Source organism: Pseudomonas sp. GD03903, from assembly GCF_029840045.1.
GTDB lineage: Bacteria > Pseudomonadota > Gammaproteobacteria > Pseudomonadales > Pseudomonadaceae > Pseudomonas > Pseudomonas pseudonitroreducens.
Map to the genome: position 1 here is coordinate 389,415 of NZ_JAOCBT010000004.1, position 22,040 is coordinate 411,454.

The 22,040-nt window shown below is 64.3% G+C and carries 13 protein-coding genes; 10 read left to right on the forward strand and 3 right to left on the reverse strand.

Translation table 11 applies throughout. From position 1 onward, the window contains the following. Positions 1–62: 62 nt before the first annotated feature. From N5C91_RS08820 to N5C91_RS08865, 10 genes are all read left to right on the forward strand, one after another. Positions 63–1,028 (forward strand): L-carnitine dehydrogenase, encoded by a 966-nt coding sequence (locus tag N5C91_RS08820; RefSeq protein WP_236201771.1) that lies wholly within the window; start codon positions 63–65, stop codon positions 1,026–1,028. Between the two features lie 82 nt (positions 1,029–1,110). Next, entirely contained in the window at positions 1,111–1,584 is a 474-nt protein-coding gene (locus N5C91_RS08825) for a thioesterase family protein (RefSeq protein ID WP_236175786.1), read from the forward strand. A 5-nt stretch (positions 1,585–1,589) separates the two neighbouring features. Beyond that, positions 1,590–2,519, forward strand: coding sequence for an alpha/beta hydrolase (locus N5C91_RS08830; RefSeq protein WP_279829129.1), 930 nt, complete (start codon positions 1,590–1,592; stop codon positions 2,517–2,519). Positions 2,520–2,532: 13 nt separating this feature from the next. Then, positions 2,533–3,711 (forward strand): gamma-butyrobetaine dioxygenase, encoded by a 1,179-nt coding sequence (locus tag N5C91_RS08835; RefSeq protein ID WP_279829130.1) that lies wholly within the window; start codon positions 2,533–2,535, stop codon positions 3,709–3,711. Positions 3,712–4,095: 384 nt separating this feature from the next. Further along, positions 4,096–4,344 (forward strand): hypothetical protein, encoded by a 249-nt coding sequence (locus N5C91_RS08840; RefSeq protein WP_205338297.1) that lies wholly within the window; start codon positions 4,096–4,098, stop codon positions 4,342–4,344. A 167-nt stretch (positions 4,345–4,511) separates the two neighbouring features. Then, on the forward strand, positions 4,512–6,212 hold the full coding sequence (locus N5C91_RS08845; protein ID WP_279829131.1) for a ShlB/FhaC/HecB family hemolysin secretion/activation protein: 1,701 nt from the start codon (positions 4,512–4,514) through the stop codon (positions 6,210–6,212). A gap of 46 nt (positions 6,213–6,258) precedes the next feature. Beyond that, entirely contained in the window at positions 6,259–16,359 is a 10,101-nt protein-coding gene (locus N5C91_RS08850) for a filamentous hemagglutinin N-terminal domain-containing protein (RefSeq protein WP_279829133.1), read from the forward strand. After that, positions 16,359–16,790, forward strand: coding sequence for a hypothetical protein (locus N5C91_RS08855; protein WP_236175791.1), 432 nt, complete (start codon positions 16,359–16,361; stop codon positions 16,788–16,790). The genes N5C91_RS08850 and N5C91_RS08855 overlap by 1 nt, the downstream gene beginning before the upstream one ends. A gap of 457 nt (positions 16,791–17,247) precedes the next feature. Beyond that, on the forward strand, positions 17,248–17,580 hold the full coding sequence (locus N5C91_RS08860) for a hypothetical protein (protein ID WP_279829134.1): 333 nt from the start codon (positions 17,248–17,250) through the stop codon (positions 17,578–17,580). Between the two features lie 31 nt (positions 17,581–17,611). Beyond that, positions 17,612–17,944, forward strand: coding sequence for a hypothetical protein (locus N5C91_RS08865; RefSeq protein WP_236175793.1), 333 nt, complete (start codon positions 17,612–17,614; stop codon positions 17,942–17,944). A gap of 175 nt (positions 17,945–18,119) precedes the next feature. Here N5C91_RS08865 and N5C91_RS08870 read toward each other — a convergent pair whose 3' ends face one another. From N5C91_RS08870 to N5C91_RS08880, 3 genes are all read right to left on the reverse strand, one after another. Next, a complete protein-coding gene (locus N5C91_RS08870) occupies positions 18,120–18,881 on the reverse strand; it encodes a hypothetical protein (RefSeq protein ID WP_279829136.1) in 762 nt (253 codons plus the stop codon). 137 nt (positions 18,882–19,018) lie between these two features. Further along, positions 19,019–20,482: a hypothetical protein gene (locus N5C91_RS08875; protein WP_279829138.1), complete on the reverse strand. Its 1,464-nt coding sequence runs from the start codon at positions 20,480–20,482 to the stop codon at positions 19,019–19,021. 165 nt (positions 20,483–20,647) lie between these two features. Beyond that, entirely contained in the window at positions 20,648–21,754 is a 1,107-nt protein-coding gene (locus N5C91_RS08880) for a GlxA family transcriptional regulator (RefSeq protein ID WP_279829140.1), read from the reverse strand. Positions 21,755–22,040 lie beyond the last annotated feature (286 nt).

A 22,040-nucleotide genomic window follows, 5' to 3' on the forward strand; every position in this document is an offset into this window, starting at 1 on the left:
CGGACTTTGTTCGCGAGCAAGCTCGCTCCTACAGGTAATCCCTCATTCCTGCTGGAGCTACCATGCCCTTCATCACCGACATCAAAACCTTCGCCGCCCTCGGCAGCGGTGTCATCGGCAGCGGCTGGGTTGCCCGCGCCCTGGCCCACGGCCTCGACGTCGTCGCCTGGGACCCGGCTCCCGGCGCCGAAGCCGCTCTGCGCGCGCGCATCGCCAATGCCTGGCCGGCGCTGGAAAAAGCCGGCCTTGCCCCCGGCGCCTCGCAGGACCGCCTGCGCTTTGTCGCCACCATCGAGGAATGCGTGCGCGACGCCGACTTCATCCAGGAAAGCGCCCCCGAACGCCTCGACCTGAAATGCGAGCTGCACGCCAGGATCAGCGCTGCCGCCAAGCCCAACGCCCTGATCGGCTCCAGTACCTCGGGCCTGCTGCCCAGCGAGTTCTACGCCGACGCCACGCACCCCGAACGCTGTGTGGTCGGCCACCCGTTCAACCCGGTGTACCTGCTGCCGCTGGTGGAAGTGGTGGGCGGTGCGAAGACCGCGCCCGAGGCCGTGCAGGCCGCGATCAAGGTCTACGAATCGCTCGGCATGCGCCCGCTGCACGTGCGCAAGGAAGTCCCCGGCTTCATTGCCGACCGCCTGCTCGAAGCGCTCTGGCGCGAGGCGCTGCACCTGGTCAACGACGGCGTCGCCAGCACCGGTGAAATCGACGATGCGATCCGTTTCGGCGCCGGCCTGCGCTGGTCGTTCATGGGCACCTTCCTCACCTACACCCTGGCCGGCGGCAATGCCGGGATGCGCCACTTCATGGCCCAGTTCGGCCCGGCGCTGCAACTGCCCTGGACCTACCTGCCGGCACCGGAACTCACCGACACCCTGATCGACCGCGTGGTGGAGGGCACCAGTGAACAGCAAGGCTCGCGCAGCATTGCCGAACTGGAACGCTACCGCGACGACTGCCTGCTGGCGGTGCTCGGCGCCATCAAGGACACCAAGTCCAAACACGGCTTCGCCTTCGCCGACTAACCTCACGGTTCATCACCTGCTCCGAACCGCCCCCTCTCCCTCTGGGAGAGGGCTGGGGTGAGGGCCTCACGGACGCACAGCCATGCACGCCCTGAAAACCTGGGAAACTCCCATCCTCGCCGAGTGGACCGACTACAACGGCCACCTGCGCGACGCCTTCTACCTGCTGCTGTTCAGCTATGCCACGGATTCCCTGATGGACCACCTCGGCCTCGATGCCGAACACCGCGCGGCGACCCACCATTCGCTGTTCACCCTCGAAGTGCACCTCAACTACCTGCACGAGGTGAAGGAGGGCGAGAAGGTCGAAGTGCGCACCCAGCTGATTGCCCACGACCGCAAGCGCCTGCACGTATTCCACAGCCTGCACCGTGCCGGCGAGGCCCTCGCCCTGGCCGCCAGCGAACAGATGCTGCTGCACGTGAGCCTCGACGGTGGCGCGCGCTCCGCCCCCTTCGAAGGCGTGGTGCTGGAGCGCGTATTGGCGCTGGCCGAAGCCCATCGTCCATTGCCGCGCCCGGACTACGTTGGCCGCGTCATCGGCCTACCGGGCTGAGCGGCATGAACCGGCGCTATCCGCTGTCCGATGCGATGCAGGCTTTCGTCGCCGAGACGGAGGCTCACCCACTGGCGGGCCCTACGCTCAATGCCCAGCGGGAAAACTACGAGCGCATGGCCGCCGCCTTCGCCCCGCCGGTGCCGTCGGGCCTGCTGGTGCGCGACGTGCAGCCGGACGGCCTGGTCGCGCTGCGCCTCTATCGTCCTGACGGCGCGCCACCGGCGAACGGCTGGCCCACGGTGTTCTACATCCACGGTGGCGGCTGGGTGCTGGGCAGCGCCCAGACCCACGACATGATCTGCATTCCCCTGGCCGCCGAACTCGGCGCCCTGGTGGTCGCCATCAGCTACCGGCTGGCGCCGGAACATCCCTATCCTGCCGCCCTTGACGACTGCCTCGATGCCTGGCGTCGGCTGCAGCAGGGCGGCCTCGACGAGCCTGTGGACAACACCCGCATCGCAGTCGCCGGTGACAGCGGTGGCGGCAACCTCGCTGCGGCACTCTGTCTGGCCCTGCGCGCCAGCGGCGAGCCGCTGCCGCTTGCCCAGGCGCTGGTCTACCCCGCGCTGGGCAACCTCGATACGCCCTCGCGCAGCACCTGCTCCGACGCGCCGCTGATGACCAGTGCCGCCGTCGACGAATACCTCGCCGCCTACCTCTCGCGCCCCGCGGATTGGCGCGATCCGCTGGCGCTGCCCTTGCTCGCCGAAGACCTCGACGGCCTGCCGCCAGCCTTCATCGCCGTTGCCCAGTTCGACCCGTTGCGCGATGACGGTGCGCTGTACCGCGACCGCCTGCATGAAGCCGGCGTGGCGGTGGATTACTTCCCCGGTGCCGGGCTGGTCCACGGCTGCCTGCGCGCCCGTCGCGTGGCGGAAGTGGAGGCCCTGCGCGGCGCCCTGATCGCGGCCCTGCGCCGCAGCCTGAGCTGACAAGGAGACGAGCATGGAAACGACGCTGGAACGTCCCACCATCGCCGACTGGCGTACTTATCCACAGACCGCTGCGTTGACCGCGCTGCGTCCGCAGGCCAACCGCCTCGAGCTGGTCTGGGACGATGGCCGCGTCAGCCCCTTCCATCACCAGTGGCTGCGCGACAACTGCCCGTGCGGTGAGTGCGTCTACGCGGTCACCCGGGAACAGGTACTGGAAATCATCGACGTGCCCGCCGACCTTGCCCCTGAACGGGCCGCCATCGAACTGGGCCATCTGTGCGTGCACTGGAGCGATGGTCACCGCAGCCAATACGACCCGGGCTGGCTGCGCGCGCATGCCTATGACGACGACTCCCGCGCCGAGCGCCTGGCGGCGCGCCGCACCAGCCGCGTCTGGCACAGCGACTTCGCGGTACCGGCGTTCCAGCACGAGCAGTTGATGGACGACGACGCTGCACTGCTCGAGTGGATGCTCGCCCTGCGTGACCTCGGCCTCAGCCGTGTGGACGGAGTGCCCACCGCGCCGGGCTCCCTGCACCGCATCGCGCAGCGCATTGCCTTCATCCGCGAGACCAACTTCGGCGTGCTGTTCGACGTGAAGTCCAAGGCCGCGGCCGCCGACAGCAACGCCTACACCGCCTTCAACCTGCCGCTGCACACCGACCTGCCGACCCGCGAGCTGCAGCCCGGGCTGCAATTCCTGCATTGCCTGGTGAACGACGCCGATGGCGGCGACAGCGTGTTCGTCGACGGTTTCGCCATCGCCCGGGCGTTGCGCGAAGAGCTGCCGGAAGATTTCCGCACGCTGTGCGAAATGCCCATCGAGTTCCGCAACAAGGACCGCCGCAGCGACTACCGCTGCCTGGCGCCAGTGATTGCCCTGGACGCCCTGGGCGAGGTCAGCGAAATCCGCATCGCCAACTTCCTGCGCGGTCCCTTCGACGCCCCGGCCGAGCGCATGGAGGCGCTTTACCACGCCTGGCGCGCCTTCCTCACGTTCACCCGCGATCCGCGCTTCCGCCTGCAACAGAAGCTGCGCGCCGGGCAGATGTGGTGCTTCGACAATCGCCGCACCCTGCACGCCCGCACCGCCTTCGACCCGGCCAGCGGCGAGCGCCACCTGCAAGGCTGCTACGTCGATCGCGACGAACTGCTCTCGCGCATCCTGGTGTTGCAGCGCGAGCGCTGATATCTCCGCGCTGTGCCGTACATTGTGGGAGTGAGCTTGCTCGCGAACCGCTCAGCTACGGATTTGCCGGCAGGCTCGTTCGCCAGCAGGCTCGCTCCTGCAAAAGCCCTTTCGCCTGGACAAAAAAATCCCCTGCGGCGCCCGACGCGCGGCAGGGGACAAATCGAGCCGGTTCGGGCTCTCAGTGTGCGAGGCCCCACCCGCCAGGGCCGGAGCCGACGGCTGGGGTATGGCAGCCAGTCTGCGCGCCACCGCGCACTGCCGGTTAGCCGAAAACGACCTGTGCTTGCCCGCCGCGGACATTCCGTCGGCGAGGTGCTTGCCGCGTCTCTGCGGGCTTACCAGAATCCATGCAGACCCCTGCCGCTCCCAAGGAGAACCGCGATGATGCACGCCGACCTGATCGACCAGGACGATTTCCGCGAACGCCTGCAGGCCCTGGGTTTCGCCGTCCCGCCGGATGTCACCGCGGAGCAGGCCTGCGAATACGCCGTGCGTGGCCTGACGCCGGAGCGCTCGCTGGCGCTGCGGCGCCTGGTGGAGGAAATGCTCGCCGGCAATGCCACCCTGCTACCCGCCGTGCGCGAGGCCATCTCCCGCCAGTTACTGCCGGCGCTGGTGCCGAAAGTGTGACAATCGGGCGCACAAGCACCCTCTGTTTGTGCGTAACGTCTCCCAGAAAATGGGAAACAGCCTACATTTCGTCGGGATAATGGCCTAAGGGCATCATGTATCAAATATGATCCAATCCGCTTTTTGGGATGGACTGGCCGCCAGGCCAGAAGACAGGGATCGTAAGGATGCATGTTCTCTACCGTGGCTGGATGCCCGTCCTGGCATTCTGCTGTGCCTCGGCAAGCTTTGCCGCGCCACTGCCCACTCCGGGCGACAACGACCTCCAGCGCCAGCGCCAGGAACAACTCCTGCGCGAGCAGCAGAAGCGCCTGGAAGAGCTCCAGCAGCTCCCCGGCAAAGCGCCCAGCGAGGCGCCTTCGACCACCGCGCCGGATACCCGTTGCTTCACCGTCCGCAGCATTACCCTCGAAGGCGCCGAGCACCTCGACGCACGCTCGCGCGCGAAGCTGCTGGCGCCTTATCGCGACCAATGCCTGGGGGTCAACCAGCTCAACGAGCTGCTCAAGGGCATCACCGACCATTACCTCTCCCGGGGTTTCGTCACCACCCGTGCCTACCTGCCGCAGCAGGACCTCTCCAGCGGTGAGCTGAAGGTCATCGTGGTCGAGGGGCGCTTCGAGGGGTTCGACCAGTCGGAGCTGGCCAGCGATCGCGAACTGGCGATGACCTTTCCCGGTGCCACTGGCGACGTTCTGAACCTGCGCGAGCTGGAGCAACTGGTCGACCAGGTCAACCGCCTGCCTTCGCGCCAGGCGCAGATCGAGCTGGTGCCGGGGCAGGAAGTCGGCGGCAGCCGCGTGCAGCTCAAGGGCGAGCGCAGCAAACCCTGGCGGGTGTCCGCCAGCCGTGACAACAACGGCGACGCGACCTCCGGCGAACAGCAGGCCGGCGTCGGCCTGGATTGGGACAGCCCTCTGGGCCTGGCGGACCAGTTCGGCCTGCGTTATGGCCAGGACGTGGTCAGCGACCACTGGAAGCACTCCGACAACCAGAGCCTCTGGTACAGCGTTCCCTACGGCTGGTGGACCTTCAACTACAGCTACAGTCGCAACTACTACCGCACCCGCAACGAAGACGCCGGCTTCGCCTTCAAGTACGACGGCGACAACGAGACCCACCAACTGGGCGCCGAGCGTGTGCTGCACCGTGACGACGTGAGCAAGACCGGAGTGAACTTCGGCCTCAGTCACCAGCGCACGCGCAACTACATCGACGACACCCTGCTCGACGTTTCCAGCACCCACCTCAGCGAATTCCGCCTCGGCGTCAACCATGGCCGGCGCATCGGCAGCGCCTTCGTCAACGCCGACATCGGCTGGCAGCGGGGTGTCGGTGCCTTCGGCGCGCAGGACGACGATCATGCCGCGCCCCACGGCAGCCCCACCGCCCGCTACAACAAGTACAGCCTGACCCTGAGCTACCTGCAGCCGTTCAAGCTGTGGGACGAGGCCTTCAGCTTCGAAAGCCTCGCCACCGGCCAGCACAGCGAAGACGTGCTCTACAGCCCGCAGCGCATCAGCCTGGGCGGCTTGAGCTCGATCCGCGGCTTCAAGGACCAGACCCTCTCCGGCGACTCCGGCTACTACTGGCGCAACCAACTGCGCTGGCGCCGCGCCGTGACCTGGGAGCCGCTGCTGCCCTGGGTGCAGGAGTACGGCGTGGCTTACGCCTATGACGTCGGCGCCATCGAGCACGGCCGCTACAACCCGGGCCTCTCCGGGCGCATGAGCGGCCATGGCCTGGAGTTCAGCGCGCGCGGGCAGTACGCCGCCGCCTCCGTGACCCTGGCGCGCTCGCTGGAGCGCCCCGACCTCATCGAACGACGCGAGCACCCGGTTTATTTCCGCGTCGACCTCTTCTTCTGAACCGCTTCGCTCTTCAGCTAGCAGCTAGTACCTGGGAGATTCCCACATGGACGTACGCCACCCGTTGTACCAGGCCATTGCCAGCGTTCTGGCCGGCATCCTGATCCTCAATCCCATCGTCGCGGCGGCCGCCGAGCTGGCGGTGGATGCCGCAGCCGGTGGCAATACGCACCTGGGCGCGGCGGGTAACGGCGTCCCCGTGGTGAACATCGCCACGCCCAACGGCGCGGGGCTCTCGCACAACAAGTTCAGCGACTACAACGTCGGGCAGAACGGCCTGATCCTCAACAACGCCACCGGCAAGACCCAGTCCACCCAGCTGGGCGGGATCATCGTCGGCAACCCCAACCTCAAGGGCGCCGCGGCCAGCAAGATTCTCAACGAAGTCACCGGGGGCAATCCCTCGCAACTGCGTGGCTACACCGAAGTGGCGGGCCAGTCCGCCCATGTCATCGTCGCCAATCCCCATGGGATCACCTGCAACGGCTGCGGGTTTATCAACACCCCGCGTGCCACGCTGACCACCGGCAAGCCGCTGATGGACGGCGAGCGCCTGCGTGGCTATGACGTCGACGGCGGCGAGATCACCGTCGAAGGCGCCGGCCTGAACGCCAGCAACCTCGACCAGTTCGAGCTGATCACCCGCAGCGCCAAGCTCAACGCTGACCTCTATGCCAAGCAGCTCGCGATGGTGACCGGGCGCAACCAGGTGGACGCCGAGACCCTGGCCGCCACCGCCAAGGCCGACGACGGCAGCGCCAAGCCACAACTGGCCATCGACAGCTCCGCGCTGGGTGGCATGTACGCTGGCGCCATCCGCCTGGTGGGCACCGAGCAGGGCGTGGGCGTGAAGCTGGCTGGCAATATGGCCGCCAGCGCCGGCGACATCCAGATCGACGCCAACGGCCGACTGAGCCTGGCGCAGACCAGCGCCGCCGGCAGTTTGCGCGCCAAGGCCCAGGACATCGCACTGAGCGGGCCGACCTATGCCGGCAACACAGTCGAGCTGAACGCCAGCGGTCAGCTGAGCAACAGCCAGAGCCTGGCCGCCGGCCAGCGTGTGGCATTGAGCGCCGCGCAGGTCAGCAACAGCGGCATCGTCGAAGCCGGGGTCAACCCGGATGACAGTCGCAACGCGCAGGGTGACGTGGCGATCACCGCGCAGAACCTGCGCAACAGCGGCAGCCTGATCGCCAGCCGCAACCTCGATGTCAACGCCAGCGGCACCCTGGACAACCAGGGCGGTGCGCTCAAGGGCGCTGACACCCGCGTCACCGCTGCCACCCTGGACAACCGCCAGGGCCGCCTGCTCGCCGGCAATCAACTGACGCTCAGCGCGGCGCGCCTGGACAACCGCAACGGCAAGGCGGTCGCCAACCGCCTGCAGGTCAGCGGCGGTGCGCTGGACAACCGCTTCGGTCTGTTCTCCGCCGAGCAGGCGTTGGACTTCACTCTCGACAGCCTCGACAACAGCGCCAAGGGCAATCTGGTCAGCAACGGCACGTTGCAGGCTCGCGTCCAGCAGAAGCTCGACAACCAGGCCGACGGCCTGCTCTCGGCCAAGGGTGCGCTCGGCGTGCACGCCGGCAATCTGGATAACCGCGGCGGACTGGTGGTCGGCGATGCCGGCGTGACCGTCTCCGGCGCCAGCCTGAACAACAGCGCGCTGGGCGTGATCAGCAGCCTGGGTGACCTGACACTCGACATTGGCCAACTGGACAACAGCCAGGGCGGCAGCCTGGATAGCGGCGCGGCCCTGCACCTGACTGCCGGCCAGGTGAGCAACGCCAAGGGCAGCATGAATGCCAAGGGTGACCTGCTCGCCAAGGCCGACAACTTCAGCCAGCAGGGCGGTGAACTGCTGGCCCAGGGCGCGCTGAACCTCGACGCCGGGCAGCTGGACAATCGCAACGGCGGCCTGATCGCCGCCAACAACGGCGTGACGCTAAAAGGCAGCGACCTGCTCAACCAGGGCGGTGAAATCTCCAGCCGCGCCAAGGTCGATGTGCAGGCAGCGAGCCTCGACAACGGCGCCGGCAAGGTGATTGGCGACGCTGGCCTCAACCTGCAGGTGCAGCGCCTCGCCAACCGCGCCGGCACCCTGGCCGGTCGCGACGGCCTGACGCTCACCGGGCAGAGCCTGGACAACAGCCAGGGCGGCCTGCTCAGCAGCCAGAAAAATGTCTGGCTGCAACTGTCTGGCGCGCTGGACAACAGCGGCAACGGCGCATTGCTCAGCCAGGGGGCCCTGACCCTCAACGCCGGCAGCCTCGACAACCGCGCCGGTAGCGTTTCCAGCGCCGGCCTGCTGTTCTCGCGCCTCACCGGCGCGCTGAACAACCAGGGCGGCAAGCTGCTCAGCGACGCGGCCATCGACCTCGCTGGTGCCGACCTGAACAACGCCGGCGGTATCCTCAGCGCCGCCGGTGACATCAGCCTGCAAGGCGCCAAACTGGATAACAGCCAGAAAGGCCGTATCGTCACCGACGCCGCCATCCACCTCGCCACCGCCCAACTGGACAACAGCCAGGGCGGCAGCCTGTCCGCCCGTGGCGTCATCGACGGTCGTGTGACGGGCCTCGACCAGCACGGCGGCGGCCAACTGATCGGCCAGGCAGGAGTGGACCTCGACCTGCAAGGCGGTGCCCTGAACAACGCTGGCGGCCTGCTCGGCAGCCCGGCTCAGCTGGTGCTGCGCAATGTCGCCAGCCTCGACAACCGGGGCGGGGAAATCTCCAGCGACCGCGCGTTCAGCCTCTCCACCGGTACGCTGCTCAACCAGGGCGGCAAGCTGATTTCCAGCGATCGCCTGACCCTCACCACGGCCGCGCTGAACAACAGCAGCGCCGGCGTGCTGTCGGGCAACAATGGTCTCAGCGTCACCGCCGCCAGCCTCGACAACAGCCAGGGCGGTACCCTCGCCAGCCGCGGCGACCTGTTCGTGCGCAGCCAGGGTGCGCTGGACAACCACGGCGACGGCGCACTGGTCGCCGGCGGCCAACTCGACGTCGGCAGCGCCAGCCTGAACAACCAGGGCGGCCTGCTTTCTGCCAGTGGCAACCTGCTGCTGGCGACCGGCAGCACCGACAACCGCGACGGTCGCCTGCTTGCCCAGGGCCGCCTCGACGGCAGCACCGCCGACCTGGACAACCGCGACGGCGTCATCAGCGGCGCCCAGGGCCTCGACCTCGGCGCCGGCAACGTTCTCAACGGCGCCAGCGCCGCCGGCAAACCCGGAGGCCTGATCACCAGCCAGGGCGCACTGACCCTGCGCGGCGGCAAGCTCGAAGCCACTGGCGGCGGGGAAATCTCCGCCAAGGGCGACCTGCACCTGATCGTTGCCCAACTGATCCAGCGTCAGGCAGCGCTGATCGGTGAAGGCAAGCTGACCCTCGACCTGGGTAACGGCGCCCAGCGTGGCGACTTCGACAACCAGGGCGGCTTGCTCAGCGCCACCGGTGCCCTGCAGATCAACGGCCTGGGCAACCTCGACAACCGCGGCGGGGAAATCTCCGCCAGCCAGGGCTTCACCCTGACCGTCAGCGGCACCCTCGACAACCGCGACCAGGGCCGCCTGATCAGCGCCGGCCAACTCGACCTGAACGCCAACACCCTGCGCAACGCCAACCAGGGCCTGCTCTCCGGCTGGCAAGGCCTGGTGGTGAATGCCGCCAGCCTGGACAACAGCGGCGGCGGTACCCTCTCCAGCCGCGATGGCGCGCTGACCCTGACCCTCAGTGGTACCCTCGACAACCATGACCAGGGTGCGCTGGTCAGCAAGGGCAGGCTCAGCCTCGGCGCGGGCAGCCTGAACAACGCCAACGGCATCGTCTCCACCCAGGGCGACCTCGGCCTGACCCTCGGCGGCGACCTCGACAACAGCGGCGCCGGCCTGCTCAGCACCCAGGGCAGCCTGACCGGCAGCGCCAAGGCTGTGGCTAACCGTGGCGGGCAGATCAGCGCCGCCAGCGTCGACTATGACGCCAGCAGCCTCGACAACAGCGGCGGCAGCCTGATCAGCCAGGGCGCCCTGCGGCTCGGCTTGCTCGGCACGCTGCTCAACAACGGCGCCGGCTCGAAAATCGCCAGCGGCGGCCCGCTCAACCTGAATGTCGGCAGCCTGCAGAACCGTGGCGGCCAACTCGCCAGTCAGGGCCTGCTCAAGGTCCTCGCCGGCAGCTTCGACAACAGCGCCGGCGGCACCGTGGCCGCGCAGACCGACCTGACCCTGACCCTCACCGGCGAACTGCTCAACGGCCAGGACGGCCTGATCTTCGCCAAGACCGGCCAGCTCAGTGCCAGCGCCAGCCGCATCGACAACAGCGCGGGCACCCTGCAGGGCCAGGGCGACACCACCCTCAAGGCCACCGGTGCGATCGGCAACCAGGGCGGCCGCATCATCAGCCAGAGCGGCCTGCTCGACCTGGGCAGCGCCAGCCTCGACAACGCCAATGGCGGTGTCCTCAACACCGCCAGCGGCGACCTCAAGCTGGTCACCGGCACCTTCAGCAACAACGCCGGCACTACCCAGGCGAAGGGCCTCGACATCACCGCCGCTGGCGGCATCGACAACCGCGCCGGCCATCTCTCGGCGGTCAGCGGCGACAACCGCATCAGCACCAGCGATCTGAACAACCAGGGCGGCGGCCTGTACGCCGGCGGCCTGCTCTACCTGCGTGGCAACCAGTTGTTCAACGAAGGCGCGGCCCTCGGTCAGGGTGGCAGGATCGGCGCCAGCAACCTCGACGCCAACCTCACTGGCGCGCTGAACAACCAGTTCGGCCTGATCGAAAGCAGCGGCAACCTGACCCTGGGCGCGGCCAGCATCAATAACGTGGTAGGCGCCATTCGTGCGCTAGGGCAGAACGACACCACCCAGGTCAGCACCTCGGGTCTGCTCAACAACAACCTCGGCCGCATCGAGACCGCGGCACAGAACCTCAACCTGCAAGCTGGCACCCTGCAGAACGGCGCCGGCACCGTGCTGCATGTGGGCAGTGGCAACTTCGGCATCGACCTGGCCAAGGCCGGCCTGGCTGGCGGCAACTTCACCACCAATGGCAGCCTCACCTACCAGGCCGCCAGCTGGACCAACAACGCCATCATCCAGGCGCGTGTGCTCAACCTCGACATCGGGCAGCTCGCCCAGGGGGGCTATGGCCAGTTGCTGGCCGCGCAGAGCCTCATCGGCCGCGGCGGCAACTGGTCGAACGATGGCCTGATCGCCAGCGACGGCACCCTGGACCTCAACCTGAACGGCAACTACACTGCCAACGGCCGCCTGAGCAGCCTGGGCAGGCTCGACCTGGCTGCCGGCTACATCGGCGTCGGCCAGGCCGGGAGCATCGCCGGCGGTGGCGCCATCACCACCGTCAGTGCGGGCGGCACCCTCGACAACGGTGGCCGCCTGACCGCCACCCAGGACCTGCGCGTCAGCGCTGCCAGCCTCAACAACCGTGGCACCCTCGGCAGTGCCGGCAACCTGTACCTGGGCGCGAGCAACCTGCTTAACGAAAACGGCCTGATCTTCAGCGGCGGCAACCTGCAGTTGCGCACGCAGAACTTCACCAACCGCAACGCCGATCTCTACAGCCTGGGCACCCTGCATATCGCCGCCAACGACCAGGACGGTTGGGCGAGCAGCGTGCAGAACATCTCCGGCAGCTTCGAAAGCGCCGGCGCCATGACCCTGCTGGTGCAGGATTTCGACAACCGCCGCGCCGACGATTTCCAGATCGGCGAGCGCATCGTCTCCGGCAGCATCCAGTTCAAGTACGACGACGTCTGCGACGGCAAGGGCTGCGAAGTCCACTTCCTTTCCCAGGAGCGCTCCGAGGACGTCATCCTCAAGGACGCGCCCCAGGCGTCGATCACCGCTGGCGGCGACTTCCGCTTCCGTGGCGGCTCCTTCGACAACCTGTACAGCAGCATCGGCTCGGGTGGAAACATCGACATCCAGACGGCCACCTTCCGCAACCAGGGTGCCGCCGGCGGCGTCGAGCGCCACTACAACGCCGAGTTCTACACCCGTAACGACAGCGAATACTGGGCCTTCCGCGCCAACAAGGACCTGTATAACCGCTACAACGACCCGAACTCGCCGGACTACGACCCCGGCCGCCTGACCCGCCAGCAGGTCTTCGAATCCGCCGGCTATCCGGGTGGCTTCTTCAACATCACCACCTCCGACGTGGCAGTCTCCGGCACGCCTGCCGCTTCCGCCGTGATCCAGGCCACCGGCAACGTGGTGATCAACGCCAGCCAGAGTTTCGATAACAGCGTGGTGAAGCGCGATGCCGGCGCGCAGACCATCAGCCCGCGCGATGTCGGGGTCACCAACGGCGCCACCACCGTGCAACTGGCGATCACCTCGCAACTGCCGCCGGACCTCGCCCAGAAGCAGGTCAACCCCGTCACCCTGCCGGGCTTCAGCCTGCCGCAGGGGGAGAACGGCCTGTTCCGTCTCAGCGGCCAGGGTGGCAGCGGTGGCAGCACCGGCGCCGTACAGGGCGCCGGCGATCTCAGCTTCAACGGCCAGACCATCAGCGCGGCGCAACGCGAGCAGAGCCTGGGCGGCGGCACCGCCGGCGCTGGCAACGTCGCCCTGGGCAATAACGCCGCCAGCACGGACGCACAGTCAGGCGCCGCCCTCAACGTCCCGCGTGTGCAGGGCCTGCCCAGCAGCACCACGCCGGACAACAGCCACAAGTACCTGGTCGAAACCAACCCCGAGCTGACCAGCCTGAAGAGCTTCCTCGGCTCCGACTACCTGCTCGGCCTGCTTGGCTACGATCCGGACAAGGCACAGAAGCGCCTGGGCGACGGCCTCTACGAACAGCGCCTGATCCAGCAAGCGGTGGTCGCCCGCACCGGCCAGCGCTACATCGACGGCATGGCCAGCGACGAAGCGCTGTTCAAGTACCTGATGGACAACGCCATCGCCTACAAGGACAGCCTCCAACTGCAACTGGGCGTCGGCCTCAGCGCCGAACAGGTCGCCGCGCTGACCCACGACATCGTCTGGCTTGAAGAAGCCACCATCAACGGTGAAAAGGTCCTGGTGCCCGTGCTCTACCTCGCCCAGACCGATGGCCGCCTGGCGGCCAACGGCGCCCTGATCATGGGCAACGACCTGTCCCTGATCAGCGGCGGCAACCTGACCAACCAGGGCACCCTGCGCGCCAGCGGCGACCTCGCCGCCAGCGCCACCAACCTCAACAACAGCGGCCTGATCGAAGCCGGCAACCGCCTCGACCTGCTCGCCGTCGACAGCATCCGCAACGCGGCTGGCGGCATCATCAGCGGCCGCGACGTCAGCCTCACCGCGCTGACCGGCGACGTCATCAACGAGCGCAGCATCACCTCGGTCGACGCCAGCAACGACGCGCACCGCATCCACAAGGAAATCGCCAACAACGCCGCCCGCATCGAAGCCCGCGGCGACTTGGAGATCACCGCCGGGCGCGACCTGATCAGCGCCGGCAGCGTCATCCAGGCCGGCGGCAATGCCAGCCTCACCGCCGGGCGCGACCTGCGCCTGGAAGCCGCGCAGGAGGTCGACAGCTTCGATTTCCAGAGCCGCCGCGTCACCGGCAACGTCACCAGCGTCACCCAGCACGGCAGCGATGTGCAGGTGGGCGGCAATCTGGAGCTGAACGCCGGCCGCGACCTCAGCGCCGTCGCCAGCCGCATCGACGCCGCGCGCGACATCGCCATGAGCGCCGGGCGCGACGTCGTCCTCGCCTCCGCCGCCAACGAAGAACACAGCGACGCCAAGTACAAGGGCGGCGGCAAAAAGGTCACCACCCAGGAAGACCACGTCGGCCACCAGGCCACCGAAGTCACCGCCGGCGGCGACGTCCTGATCAGCGCGGGTGAAAACCTCACCCTCGTCAGCAGCAAGATCGGCGCCGGCAACGAGGCCTACCTGGTCGCCGGCGACAAGATCGAACTGCTCGCCGCCAACGACAGCGACTACTCGCTGTACGACATGGAGGAAAAGGGCAGCTGGGGCAAGAAAAAGACCCAGCGCGACGAAGTCACCGATGTCCGCGCCGTGGGCAGCGAAATCAGCGCCGGCTCCGACATCACCCTGCTTGGCGGCGGTGACCAGAAATACCAGGGCGCCAAGCTCGACGCGGGCAACGACATCGCCATCCTCAGCGGCGGCGAAGTCACCTTCGAAGCAGTCAAGGACCTGCACCAGGAAAGCCACGCCAAGAGCGACAGCGACCTCGCCTGGACCAGCTCCAAGGGCGAAGGCAAGACCGACGAGACGCTGCGCCAGACCCAGATGATCGCCCAGGGCAACATCGCCATCAAGGCGGTGGACGGCCTGAAGATCGACTACAAGCACATCGATCAGAAGTCGGTCAGCCAGGCTATCGATGCGATGGTGCAGGCCGACCCCAACCTCGCCTGGATCAAGGAAGCCGAGGCGCGCGGGGATGTGGATTGGCGGGCGGTGAAGGAGATTCACGACTCGTACAAGTACAGCCACTCCGGCATGGGCCCGGCCACGCAATTGGCCGTAGCGATTGCGGCGGCGGCCATTGGCGGAATTGCGGCAGCGGGAGCGCTGAGCAGCGCGGGAGTGGCCGGCGGCACCGTTGTTATGGGCGCCGGCGTTGGTGTTGCAGGCAGCCTGTCCAGCACTGCGGCGGTCAGCCTGATCAATAACAAGGGCGATTTAGGCAAGGTGCTCAACGACAGCTTCAGCAGCGACAGCCTCAAGCAAATGGCGGTCGCCGGTGTAGTTGGTGGATTGACGACAGGGTACTTCGACGATTGGACAGGCACCAAAACTCAGGTGCCGACTGACAAGATCATTACTCCTTTGAGTACGGCCAGCGGTATTGGGGGCTTTGCTGCAAATCAGGCATTGCAGAATGTCACGGCTACTGCGCTGAACAAGGCAATGGGAGAGGGCGGAAGTTTCGGCGACGCCCTGCAAAGTACTCTCTACAACACCATTGCTGCCGTTGCTTTCAATGCGATAGGAGATGCGGGTCTTAAGACTGGAAGTGCGCAGAAGATTACGGCTCACGCACTGGTCGGCGGTCTGGTTGCTGAGGCTGCTGGTGGTGACTTCAGCAGTGGGGCTATTGCCGCAGGTGCTAACGAAGCACTAGCCAATGAGCTTCGCCAAGCGATCACTCAATTGAGCCCCGAGAAGCGCGATGCCTTGCTGTCGATGTCCTCAGAGTTGGTGGGCGTTCTGGCAGCATCGCTGGTTGATTCAGACCAGAAGAACTTGCAGACCGGCGGCTGGGTAGCCAAGAGCGCCACCCAATACAACTTCCTTAATCACGACCAGACCCAAGACTTTGTTCACGACATCACGGCCTGTGGCAGCAACACTCAGTGCCAGCAGAACGTTTGGGTAGGTAATGGTTACAACCAGGACAGCTTGGGTAACCTGGAGGACGCTCTGAAGACGGCTGGTCCGGTGCGGGCAAAGGATCTGCTGACCTCGATTCAAGGCGGGCTGGCTGCCTTGGCGGAGCTGAATTGCACCACGGCTACCTGCGAAAGCTACAAGTTCGAGTTGATTGATCGCAGTATTCGGGCTAGCGAATACCTGGATGAAGTTTATGGCTTCGGTGCTACCGTTATTGGCGCTGTAGCTGGAATGGCTGGCGCTGGAGTCGGGGCCAAACGGCCGGGCGGAACAGTTGCTCCAGGGGCGTCATCTAGTGTAAACAAGGCCTACGAGTATTGGGGGTTAGTGCGGGCTGAACGGGCGGCGGCTGCAAAAGGGGCTGCGACTACCGGAGAAGTTGCTGGTACTTCTGCTGCTAACACTACTCGTACAGGAGTTGTCCGCACTAACGCATCTGACTGGCGCGGAGTCAGAGATCAATGGGACGATCTTGGTTATGGTGAAATATTAAGTGTGGAGAATAGAGCGGCAATCGCTAAAGGAAGAACTCCGAAGGTTGATGATGCGTGGATAAAAATATTCCCAGAAGATACAGGTTTGAAGGGGGAGAAGATTTCTATCCACCATATTCAAGGTATGCCGCTCACGGTACCACTGCCTGCTACAAGGCATATGGATGCCCACATGCCTGGAGGCTTTAGGTATAACCCAGGCGGCCCTGGCTCGGCGTTGCCAGCATACCCGCCAAAGCCAGGAGTTGAATAATGCATAGTGAATTGCAGAGTTTCCCTAAGCAGAGTTTTTTCTTCTATTTGGCTCAGGATATAGATGAGAAGGTTAAAGATAGTATTCGGGATGTGATTTCAAAATTAGCCTTATCAAGGGGGTGGAGCATTTCGCCCCCCGAATTCGTTGATGAGGTAGATGATGCTGGTGAAGAAGTGGTTGGTGGTGTGCTAGAGGTTTACTCAGCGTTGCCACCTAATAAGCTTTCGCGTGAGGCAGACTCTAGAAATTTAGAAGAAGTGGAGCAGCTTATCTTTTATGTGAAAGAGTTGTCTGGCCGAGAGAGCCTATCTTTTGAATTTCAGCTAGGCTCTACTTATGTTGGAAGCATTGAAGATGGAGTGATAGATAGAACTCTCCAGGATGGTTTGCTTAATCCTTGGAGAGATAATCTTGCTAGGCTTCCGTAGTTGATAAAACCCCAGCCAGTGAGCTGGGGTTTTTATTGTCTGCGATTTGCCGCCCCCGCTTCTGCTCGTGATCGGCCTCGACCGAAAAGGGGACAGATTTATTTTTCTACTCTAAAGCTGGGCGCGGAGTCAGGATTAGAGTAGAAAAATAAATCTGTCCCCTTTTTCTTACCTCTTACTTCGGAAAGGACAAAACTGGTTCGCGCATGGGTAATGGTGGTGTAGCAGATGCGTTGAGGTACGAGAAGAAAACAGGAAACCTGTTGTCTGAGGCTTCTCATGAGCAAAAAGCTCGCGAAGTTCAGACGAGGCTTAATAATTTTTCAGAAATGCGGATAATCAACCCCCTGGCTCGTACCCCTACAGCCAGCGGTATGTTGATTATGCTCGCGAGTTAGTAAAGGATTTGGATAATGCTCTCAAGCACTGAGGCGTTTTAAAGTTCATCTCGTGGGTCTTGTCATTGCGGCTCTTCTCCAAGGAGAAGCTTGCTGAAATTCTTGAGGAATTCAATGGTGTCGAAGGTGTTGTAGATGATGGGCTTTACATTTCGGCATATGAAGAGGTGGCGCGTTATATTTCGCATCAGATCGCTATTGACGAGATGGCGGATCTATTAAAATCCAATGCTGATGAACTGAGTAGTTTGCCTGGGGAACAATACTATTTTGTTGAGGCAGCTATTGATGAGTACTCTGCTGAGAATCTGGATGTTTCTGGACTTATAAACTCATCTCCTGAGAGATACAGAGGGTACTTGCGTATCAGATTGGATCTGAGCGCCCCGTAAGGGAAACTTTTGTTAATGCGCTTGGTGGAACATGATTGAAGACAACGATATCTATCGAAAGATAGGGCAAATATTGCTTTCAATAGCGCCCGAAGATGCTGCTGTTGTATTTTTTGAGGCGGAAATATCCCTAGATGGAGATCATTGCAAGTTATTGTTTGATTACGCTGGCAAAAGTGGCGTGAAGAATTGGTTTCTGCCCCCCAGTGCAAAGGTTGATAGCGAATTGTTAGATGCGCTGGTTAGATTGAGAGGCTATTTCGAAGTTAATGGGCTTTATGAATCAGAGAAGCCGTGGAACAAATGTTTTGTGGAGTTAAACTTGGAAGACATGAAGATAAAGATAAACTTTATTTATGAGTGATTTTTTACAGGTTGCTATCTTCTGAATCGAGCGTGCCGATTGGAAAAGAGCTTAAAAGCAAAAAGGGGACGGATTTATTTTTCTACTCTAAAGCTGGACGCGGAGTCAGGATTAGAGTGTCGAAAATAAATCTGTCCCCTTTTCTTTTTTCCCCTTTTCTTTTTTCTTTTTTGTATCACGGCGTCACTGTGAAGTAATTCCCGTGACCGTCATTGCCGCAATAGTTGGTGGGCACTGGGCGAGTTTCCTGGATGGCTCCGCTGCCGCTGAGGGCGACAAGGTCGACGGAGCACTTGGCGCTGGAGATGATGCTGTCCTTGCGAAACTCGAGGCTCGCCTCGTAATCCTTGCCTGCCTCGGGGACGAACTGAATAGCCGGTGGGTAGCAGTGGCCGTTCTCGACCATGTAGCCGATATCGACCAGTACTGGCTGGTTGGCGGGGATCACGAATTCGTCGTAGCCCAATCGATCAGTCTTCACGGCTTCGGTGTGCGCGGTGGCGGGCATGCCGATTACCTGATTCTGGTAGTCCTCAGCCTTCATGTTCAGCACATCGGAGGTTCGCCAGAGAATGTAGCGCTGCTTGGGGTCGTGGGTGCGCGTGACGATATCGCCCACCAGCCGGCCATTCACCCTGTGATTGAAGTAGGCCTCGCAGGTTTTTCCGGGGACATAGGAGGCGAGCTTTTCGGGCGCGGAGTAGATGCGCAGACGCGCGCTGGTGGCTGGATCGTACTTGGCCGCTTCGGCTTCGTTGTGCAGATTGGTCTTGTTGTAGCTGCAGCCGCTGAGCAGCAGAGCGCCGGCGGCGAGCATGAGCCATTTCATCGAGCAACGTCCTTCCTTGGCGTGATGTGATAGCCAGCGATGATGCAGCGCCAGAGAGCACGGTTCAATGGCAAGGTGCCGCTCTTGAAGGCTGTCCGATGTTTCCATTCGCCGCAGTTCTGTTGGCTCGCCTGCATGGTTGCGGGAGCTTCCCCTGGCTGCGCCTGAATTGGCTGAGTGTGCGAGCGAGTCGGGGTGTCGTGGCAGTTGAGCCTGCCGCTGGCGGCATAGGGCAGGGCCTGCACTCAAGGCAGGTCAGCAGCCACTTCCAGCGGGGTCAGCGGGAAGGTGTCGCCAACCGGCTCTCCCAGCAGGGCCAGGTAGCGCTGGCCCTGGTCTTCCACGGTGACCTTGCGGCCGGCATCCAGGGGCAGGGTCGGGCAGAGAACACGCAGGCCGTTCGCGTCGGGCAGCAGCAGGGCATAGCGTGGCGCGCTCTCCTGCAGCTTGCTGCGCAGGCTGAGGCGGCAGGGGCGCAGCTGCGAGGAGAGCCAGGCGCCGCGTAGTTCATAGCGGTCGCCGCCAAGCAGGCGCAGGCTGTCCACCTGCGCCAGTTGCCAGGAGCCTCCGGGAGAGCGGCGGATGCCAAGCAGTTCGCCAACGGCGGGCGGTGGGGAGTCTTCCCAGTGACCACTGAAGTGCTGCGCCGTGGTGCGGGGCTGTGCCAACGGCAGGGTGGCTGGAAGGCTGACCTTGAGTGTCGGGCGGCTGAACTCGATATCGCGCGGGTGCGCGACGACCTCATCCAGCCCGCCACAGTTGCCGGCGTGCTGGGACCAGACGTCGCTCACCTGGTGCTGGCGCTCGAAGTGGCGTGCGTCGAGTCGGGTGTCGTCAGCCACGCCCAGGTGCGCCAGCAATTCAGGGAAGCCCCGGCAAACCTGCCAGGGTTCGGCGCAGCTTTCCGCTTCGCTCCAGCAGGCGAGCAAGTGGGCATTCAGGTCGAAGCTGGCATCGCCCGTGCTCGCGGCGGCGAAGCGTTTGAGCATGTCCAGTAGTTCGTCGAGCACCAGGGCGAGTCCTTGCTCGCGGTTGGCAGCGCCGGGATCAAGGAAGGGACGGTCGTCCTTTTGTTCGAGTCGCCAGTGGCTACCAGGCCGTTCCGGCTGGATGTGCACGACGGAGGCGAATACCTGGATGGATTCGATCAGCGCCGGCAGGCATTGCGCGGGAACCTCCAGCGGCCGGGAGCCGGCCACCAGCAGGCAGTGCAGGTAGCCGCCGGCGACGGTCTGGCTGTGCAGTTCGAAGGCTTCGCCGTCATCGATGGGCAGGTGCTGGACTTCGAGCTTCAGGGCGCGCCCATACACCTGGTGCAGCAGGCTCCATAGTCCCGGCGGCGCCGGGTGGTGGTTCTGCAGGCAGCTGCAATGGATTTCCTGCAGGCTGCGCACCAGGCGCTGCATCAGCAGGGCGGCGGTCTTGCGCTCGGCTCGGCGGGTGCGCAGCAGGTGCCAGTAGCCGCCGAGCAGCCGTCGGTGCAGGGCGAGGATGAGCTTTTCCGCTTTGTCCGCCCGCGCCCGTTCGAGGGTGCCAGCGTGCTCGCCGAAGAGCTCGGTGAGGTGGCGGCTGACGTCGAAGACCTGCGGGCGCAGGCGTTCGAGCTGGCGCAGCAACTGGATGCCGGTCAGCGTCGAGTGGTTCAGTTCGATGGCCGTGCGGTACAGCTCCCGCGTTCGCTGGGCCAGGTAGTCGAGGGCGGTGTCCATGTGTCCCGTGCTTCCGAAGCTCGCCGGAGGTGGCCGACGCTTCGGAGACTGCGGGATTCAGGGCGGTTTGCGATTCAGACGAATCTGAATGATGGGGAGTAATGCGTCACAGGCAGGAAAGAAGGGAGGCCGCCGGGCCTCCCTTCGGGGTTGCGGGAAAGCGTCTCAGAGCACCCGCACGCTGGCGAAAGTGGATTCGCCCTGGGCCTGGCTGAGGGCCGAGATGGCCGAGGAGTTGGGCATGAGGGCGAGGTCCTGCGGGATCGGCATGACCATCACCGGTTGGCCGATCGGCTGGCCCTGGCGCTCGTCGCTCGGCGGGATGCCGAAGTACTCGCGGTAGCACTTGGAGAAGTGCGGCGTGGAGACGAAGCCGCAGACCGAGGCGACCTCGATGATCGACATCGAGGTCTGCTTGAGCAACTGGCGCGCGCGGATCAGGCGCAGCTTCAGGTAGTAGCGCGACGGCGAGCAGTGCAGGTACTTCTGGAACAGGCGCTCGAGCTGGCGGCGCGAGACGTTGACGTAGACGGCCAGTTCGTCGAGGTCGATGGGCTCTTCGAGGTTGGCTTCCATCAGCGCGACGATTTCCTGCAGCTTGGGCTGGTTGGTGCCGAGCATGTGCTTGAGCGGCACGCGCTGGTGGTCCTGCTCGTTGCGGATGCGCTCGTAGATGAACATCTCGGAGATCGCCGCCGACAGCTCGCGGCCATGCTCGCGGCCGATCAGGTGCAGCATCATGTCCATCGGCGCGGTGCCGCCGGAGGAGGTGAAGCGGTTGCGGTCGATGGAGAACAGGCGGGTGCTCATGGCCACGCGGGGGAAGGCTTCCTGCATGGCCGCCAGGCACTCCCAGTGCACCGAGCAGTCGTAGCCGTCGAGCAGGCCGGCGCGGGCCAGAGCCCAGCTGCCGGTGCACACGGCGCCGAGCTTGCGGCCCAGGCGCGCCTGGGCCTGGAGGAAGGTGGTGTGTTCGCGGGTGACGCTGCGCTGGATACCGACGCCGCCGACCACGATCAGCGTGTCCATCTGCGGGGCGCTGTCGCACGCTGCGTCAGGGGTGATCTGCAGGCCATCGCTGGCCCAGACCTGGCGGCCGTCGAGGCTCAGGGTGTGCCAGCGGTAGAGTTCGCGTCCGGACAGCTGGTTGGCCATGCGCAGCGGTTCCACCGCCGAGGCCAGGGAGATCAGGGTGAAGTTGTCCAGCAGCAGGAAGCCGATGGACTGCGGAGCTCGGTTTTGCGGGGGAACTCCGGGGTTGAACGCATTCATTCAGTCACCTCACGCTAGTCACAGTCGCCTCGCTGGAGGCGTTTCTTATGCTTGTTCTTCTGTTGGGAAATTCGCCCCGGGATCGCCCTGGGCCATTCCTCTGATTGCTCTCTACCCAATAGCAAGGCAAATGCCGTGCCTAGGTTGAATGGGCGTTCAATTAAAAAAGAAAACGGCATGGGAATGCCGCTTTTGCAGGCCCGGATTGCGACGCCTCGAAGGTCGCAAATACGCATGAATCGTGGGCTGGGGTTTTTGGTAGCACTCACCGGTCACGCGACCGGCG